This window comes from Staphylococcus sp. HMSC056G08 (assembly GCF_001812305.1).
Lineage (GTDB): Bacteria > Bacillota > Bacilli > Staphylococcales > Staphylococcaceae > Staphylococcus > Staphylococcus simulans.
In genome coordinates this window covers 1-6,346 of sequence record NZ_KV808419.1, presented here as the reverse complement: position 1 = coordinate 6,346, position 6,346 = coordinate 1, and the positions used below count along the sequence as shown (strand labels likewise).

Here is a 6,346-nt window from a genome sequence, read left to right as displayed (position 1 = left end):
TGACAATTTTTCATAAAAATTCTGTTTAAATTAAAAGGTCTGAAAAAAACATGTTTAACAATATTATTGCCATATTCATACACTTCTAAAAAACCACTTTTGTCTAATGGCGAACCTGTGGGTGAAGGGCAATAATAGAATCCTGTCTTTAAATTACTTAGAAAATCCGGATTATCTAATTCGGCATTAACTAATTTATGTGATTTACCATCATCATTAGTCATTTTATATTTTTGCCAATTTAAAGTTGCTAAATCTTCCGTTAATTTATCATGAGTTAAGAAACCATTATCTTCAACTGTTTGATTAAATTCTGTAACTTTAGTGTTTACATGTTCTGTAACTTCGTTTGCTTTATTATTAATACTATTTACTGCTGTTGATGCTGTATCTTGAACACTTGATTTTGCATTGTTAGCTGTAGTAGTTATATCTTTTGTAGCATTATCTTTAAGTTTTGTTAAATCAGTTTTAGCTTGAGTAATGTATGTTTGAATATCTGATTTTCCATCATTAACAATAGCGTTAAGCGTTTCAATACCTTCTTGTAATACTGATTTCATTTCAGCAACATAGTCTGCACCATTTGCTATAGCTTCTTCTATATCTTTAACTTTTTGTTCAATCTTCATTTTGAGTTGACTAAACATTCTAATTTGTTCAATCTTAGTAAATGAAGAAATTTTGTTAATCAATGCATCTGCTACTTCAAAAGTAAATTCTCTAAATACAGCAACTTCATTATATTCAGGATTTCCCTCTACATTATTAACTCCGATATAAACTTGCCCTTTAACTTTTGTAGATGTGCTAGCTTGTAGAAAATCTTTATCTAAAGTAACTGTTACAATACCGTTAAACGAGTCTTCAATTTCTAGTTCGATTACATCTGACGCACTACCATTACTTGACTCAAAATAAGCATATGCTGTTAGGTTGTTTTCATGGATTAATAAAGGTCCTTTTGAATTGCTTAATTGAAATCTTAATATTGCTGTATTTTCATCTAAATTATAAAAACCAACCCCTAGATCAGAGATCGGTTTTAAATAAGGTTCAGATTTTAATTTAAATAATGCCTTTTTATCTATTCCGTTACTCACAAAATCACTCCTTATTTAATTAGTACGACAGCAACGCCGTACCCTTTTTCAGTGTCATATGGTGTAGTAATTTCTAACACACGATAAAACCCGTTGTTATTGTCTTTTGTGCCTACACCTTTATCAGCTTTGATATAGTCATTAACCGATACAGTTGCGTCAATTCTTGTAAATACTTGTCCGACTAAACCTACCACATTCCATTCTGGACGTTCGGAACGTGGAATATAATCTTCATCGTATTCAATGTAATCAGGGTTAGGAATTGGAACATCTACTTTTTCTGAATACCAATTACCTTCATCATCTTGCCACTCTTTTGTTTGTAATTCTGTTTGCGTTACACCAAACTCATCTTTCAAGAACTTATCTTTGTGGTGGAACATTTGATCACCAAGAATAATTCCTGCTGTTCCAGATATAACGCCGATAGGTGTATCATTTGAATTAGCTTTACGGATATATCTTCCATCAAGTGTGACTAAATATCCATTAGGAATTTCTTGTCCTGATTGAGATTCGAAATACTCCGCATAGTCACCAAAGTTCTGCCCTGATGATACAGTACCTTTAGTTTTAATGTTCCCACTAATTGTAGACATATCTATAGTAGTATTTTCATACTTAGCTCCATCAGTACCATAACCTAATAAGAAGTGATAGTTACCAGGTGATTTAACACCACGACTGTTAACAATTGTTTGACAATAAGCACCAGGCAATGTTTCTGATTCTAGTGAGTTCATAACAGAACTACGAGAACCGTGCGCATGAGAACCTGCACCAACACCTGCTAACCAACTTCTATCACTGTGAGAGTATGAGCCACCTGTTGATGCTATAACAGCTGAACGTTCAGCAATAGCACCTGCACCAGTAGAACCACCACTGAATCCACCTTTTACTGCTGTTGGAACAACTCTATAAGCTTTATTAGTGATATATGCAGCATTATTATAGTTTTCTGCGTTAACCCCTATAACTTCAGCTGTATTGTTGTATAGTTCTAATCCATTACCTGTGCCTTGTCCTTGCAAGTTAGCATTTATAATTCTTAAATCATAAATACCTCCACCGCCTGCAATACCTCTATTTGCTGAAGAATTCCAAATGTTAACGTTACTGATAGTAATTTTCTTACCTCTGTTCGAACCACCAAACACTTTAATATCAGCTTGTGAGTTCTTAAATCCAGTGATATTTATGTTATTCAACATAATGTTGTTAGACATGAACTGCACTGCTACAACTGGCATGTTAGCTGTATACGTTCCATCTCCAACTGCAGTATAACCATTAACTTGTACGTTTCTGTAACCACTAATAACTAATGCACGTGGCGTTGTTCCTGGATATACTTTATTGTCATATGGCGTGATAGCTGAACAATTATTTAATATGACGCTGTGAGCTGTCTTAGAAATAGGGTCTCCTGCTCTGTGGTGGCCAATGTGTCTAATATTATAAGCACGTGAATCTTTAATAGACATATGGTTAGAAATCATAACATTATTAGGAGCCGATGAATTACCATGAGCTTTAACTTCCACACCGCCATAGTTTTCTTCAGTCATATTATTATCTAACATTACATGTTGTGAACCGTCATCAATTTCAATACCGTTGTTGTTACCGCCACCTGTAGCATGATGTGAATAGTTGTTAGTGATTAACAAGTATCTTGAATGGTGGGTAGTAATACCATCATCGCCAAAACCGCTAGCTTCACAATTATCAATATGAATGTATTTACTTTCTAACTCTTCATTTACTCTTATGCCATCACCTTGATAAAAGTAATCATCGTTTGCGTAAGTAATATCAAAACCATGTAACAATGAATCAACTGACTTAACATTACTTGCAAAACCATGTTTAACACCAGCAAATCTAACATTTGAAGACAATGAACCACCAGCAGGTTTTAGTTTCTTGCCTTGTCTCCACTTGTTACCATTAACTGTAAAGTCTTTAATGCCAATATTATGTGCATTACCTGACATATCTTCATTGGTAATTACAATATTCTCGGCAGGTGTTTCATCTGCAAATTTAATTGTAGTAATATCTTTACCTTCCCCTGATAATATAGTGTTGTTTGGTAATCTGATTCCAGTTACTTTATAAGTTCCTGCTGTCATGTGAACGTGAACATTTCCACCTCTTACAGCCTCTTTAAAGGCTTCTGTAGAATCTTGTTCTCCTGTTGGGTCTGCACCGTAATCATTAACGTTTACAATACGTTCAATCTTCTCATTAAGGTAATTAAAGTGTTCTTCCATTTTGTTTTTAATGATTTCAAAATCATATTTTAAACGTTTAGATAATAGAGGTTGATTAGAACCATCTAAAGCTGTTCTACTATCTTTAAGTTCTTCTATGCCATCCCCGTTGTGACCGATCACCAATCCCTCAATACGTCCATCTTGATACTGCAACTCATCGTGAACATTAGTTAATTTGTAATCGATTTGTTTAGCGTTGTGTGCATGTTTTTCATTTGTTTTGTGACGTTCTAATATATCTATAATATTTTGATAAAAATTTTCAATTGTTTTAAAGTTAAAAATTGTTTTGTAACGCCACTCTTGCCCTATATCAATTGGATAATCTTTTTTTAACTTCATTTTGTCACTCCCTTTTATTCTAACCAAGTATACTCTTGATAAACCCAATTCGTTTTGGATTGGTCGTCAGGGTGGATATAAGCCATGACCTTACCATCTTTTAAACATTCAACTGTTACTGGGTGTCTGTAACCATTTTGTCTAGCCAAGAATGATTGGTTATCAGTAATAAATCCTGTAGGCAATTGAGCTATTTGCACAGTAGAACCTGTGATGTCTGATATGTTCAACCTAATTGAACGTATTATAAAATAATGTGGCATTGAACGGTTACCTACGCTAACCTCTCTAATACTTGATTTAAAACCAGTACCCACTGCGTTGTTTTTCATATTAGGAGGTATAGAAATATCCACCCAGCCACTATCGCCTACCATATCTTTCATCGTTGTATCTAACAACTCTAAGCTTGTTTTTTGTTTTTCTATCATCTTATTTAGTTGTTCTACTTTTTCAGCAATGTTGATAAACGGGTTGTTTTCTCCTTCTACTTCCAACCCTTCTATTGCATCTATATGTGTTACCGGGAAATAGGTATCCCCATCTTTATCTTTTAAATATCTGTGATTAACTTCTCTACTCATCTAACAATGTCACCCCCACAATATCCGAATAGCTTTCTGGCATAGAAAAAGACGTGCCACCAAGTGACCCGCCTTTAACTAGGTTATTCATTCTCTTAATATTCCTGTTTATATTTTGTTGTATTTTGATAATGTCTTTAGGTGAGTTACTGAAATCAACTTCAACAGGTTCATTTACCAATGGATGTGAATACGTTAACTTCACTACTTTCAAATCAAGGTTGTAACCTAGTGGTTGATGGATAAAACGTATCTTACTGTTTTCGTGAATATCATCGTTACCTAAATAATACTTATCTTCCATAGATCCTAAGTAATTAGTAGAAACTTCCACAGTTGGCTTATCGTTCAATTCTTGAATAAGTCTTTCTCTTAACTCTGTTTTATCAAGCACGTTATCATCATATAATGTAGGTGCAATTTTAGGATTAGTTTTATCATAATGTGGTGAATAATATTCATCTGTAACGTGATAAACATCTGTCCCTTTCAACACTGCAGTTAGATTTAATACTGTTGACTTCTCTGTGCCCACATACATACATGGTTTAGATTTCTTATAATCAACACCACTTTTCGCACCTCTAAACACTGCTTTAAACGTATGATTGCCTTTTGATAAACGTTGAGCAATGATAATCTTTTCAGATGTTGCAGTTTTGCTATAACATTCATATTTACCTATATGTTCATCATCTAAATAAACGTCTAACACGCCACCTTTAGCCATTTTCTTTAATGTCCATTCAAGTGTCTCGTTACCCCACTTACAATTAAATGTTTTCGTGTAACTAGCACCAACGCTTTCAGTACGCCAAGTACCGTCTTTGATGAATGTGCCAGAGTAGTTTAAGTCTTTAGGTTTCATAGGATTATAGTTATTCGTTTCAGCTTTTGTTTTCTTCTTACCAAATCCCTGTATATACGTTTTAATATCAGTTGTGGTAGTCGTAGCTTGTACTTCACTAGAGTTATATTTATATATCAACGGAATATTTGATGCTTTATAAAAGCTTGCTTCATCATAGATATAAATCTTTTTATTATCTGCAAAATAGATATAGTTGAATAGCTCTGCACCTTCTGTTAAAAATTCCATTCCGTTTTTATTACCTAGTTCATCTACTGCTACACGTTGGTCAAATTTACCTACAATTTCATAAGTGAAATCAATCTTGTTACCTTTAAAACCAAAATCTAAATACTGTTCTAATGTCATTGTAGGTTTACTATCGTCTTGTTCATCTTCTTCGTTGTTTAGTTCTTCATTTTCCAAATCTTTCTGGATATAATGATTTTGGAACTCCATAAATATATGTTTAGCAGTGACTTCATTCACTACGTTCATACCATCATATTTAATTGCTGTAGACTTCACAACATAGTTTTGTCCTTTCCATTCCAATAACATTTCATTAAGCAACGATTCAAATAAATCCCAATTCATAGACGTTTTATATATAGTAAACTCAATAGATCGTTCATTGTTACGCTCATAACTAAGTTTCCAAGAACCAAAGTCATAATCGGTTAATATTTCGCCGAAAGTGCCTTTTCTGTTCTTTAGTATCATGTCTTTCAATATCTTCACCTACCTATATATGAACGGGAATATCCATTGAGTTTTCACTTCTTTTATATTCTCGCCTGTAATTTCTATACCATTGAATCCTTTTGCCAATGTGAGCCATTGCCAATTTGTATCAATACCTACACGTTTATTATTAATGAAAGGATGGACACCATTTATAACCAATTGTTGATTTTTCTTGATACCTTTTTTATATTCAAATACATCTCCAGTCGTTTTATTATTAAGTTTAAAACCTTTAGGTGCGTCAATATTAACTAGTAATTTAAATCGATGTCTTAATAATGGATTAATTGTATCTGATGAACCATTGTAAATTTTAAAAGCTGTTGTCTCGTGTGTGTATTTAATTTCATCATCTGATAAAACGCCTGCTTCAAATTGCCAATCACCACTTGATAAACTAAATTGACTTGTGTCTTTTAATGATTCTGAATAACC

The 6,346-nt window shown here is 33.3% G+C and carries 4 protein-coding genes and 1 pseudogene; all 5 read right to left on the bottom strand.

Going from position 1 to position 6,346, the window contains the following annotated elements:
- Window positions 1-1,103, bottom strand: a 1,103-nt coding sequence (locus HMPREF2846_RS00540; protein WP_070625198.1) for a BppU family phage baseplate upper protein, incomplete at its 3' end; no start/stop codon positions are given.
- 11 nt (window positions 1,104-1,114) lie between these two features.
- On the bottom strand, window positions 1,115-3,730 hold the full coding sequence (locus HMPREF2846_RS00535; RefSeq protein ID WP_070625196.1) for a peptidase G2 autoproteolytic cleavage domain-containing protein: 2,616 nt from the start codon (window positions 3,728-3,730) through the stop codon (window positions 1,115-1,117).
- A gap of 14 nt (window positions 3,731-3,744) precedes the next feature.
- Window positions 3,745-4,314 carry a hypothetical protein gene (locus HMPREF2846_RS00530; protein ID WP_070625194.1) on the bottom strand — a complete coding sequence of 190 codons (570 nt, stop codon included), beginning with the start codon at window positions 4,312-4,314 and terminating at the stop codon, window positions 3,745-3,747.
- Window positions 4,307-5,896, bottom strand: coding sequence for a prophage endopeptidase tail family protein (locus HMPREF2846_RS00525; RefSeq protein WP_119488007.1), 1,590 nt, complete (start codon window positions 5,894-5,896; stop codon window positions 4,307-4,309). The genes HMPREF2846_RS00530 and HMPREF2846_RS00525 overlap by 8 nt, the downstream gene beginning before the upstream one ends.
- A 9-nt stretch (window positions 5,897-5,905) precedes the next feature.
- Window positions 5,906-6,346: pseudogene (locus tag HMPREF2846_RS00520) on the bottom strand (phage tail domain-containing protein); the annotation flags it as partial.

Coding starts and splice junctions, on each gene's coding strand:
- HMPREF2846_RS00530 (WP_070625194.1), bottom strand. CDS start 4,314: ATGAGTAGAGAAGTTAATCACAGATATTTAAAAGATAAAGATGGGGAT.
- HMPREF2846_RS00535 (WP_070625196.1), bottom strand. CDS start 3,730: ATGAAGTTAAAAAAAGATTATCCAATTGATATAGGGCAAGAGTGGCGT.